General features: G+C 58.4%; 1 protein-coding gene. It reads left to right on the top strand.

Annotated features, from left to right (window positions below; all coding sequences use genetic code 11):
* The coding region (locus C6W91_RS18645) for an ATP-binding protein (protein WP_370571324.1) at window positions 1–370 on the top strand (370 nt) is incomplete at both ends.

A 370-nucleotide genomic window follows, 5' to 3' on the forward strand; every position in this document is an offset into this window, starting at 1 on the left:
TCACGAGAACCACCGATCTTGTCCAGAAGCTGCAGGTGGCCCGCAGGGAACTGCAGCTTGAGGCCGCGATTGCGAAACTGGACAAATTCGACCTGATGATCCTCGATGATCTCGCCTATGTCACCAAGGACCAGGCCGAAACCAGCGTTCTCTTCGAGCTGATCTCGGCGCGGTACGAAAGGCGGTCCATCATGATCACCGCCAATCAGCCCTTCGGCGAATGGAACAAGGTCTTCCCCGATCCGGCAATGACGCTCGCGGCCGTCGACAGGCTCGTCCACCATGCGACCATCTTCGAGATGAACGTGGAAAGCTACAGACGACGATCGGCAATGGAGGCGAAACGGAAGAGAGGCAGGCCTGCCGCTTA

The organism is Phaeobacter sp. SYSU ZJ3003, from assembly GCF_041300735.1.
GTDB classification, from domain to species: Bacteria; Pseudomonadota; Alphaproteobacteria; order Rhodobacterales; family Rhodobacteraceae; genus Phycobacter; species Phycobacter gallaeciensis_A.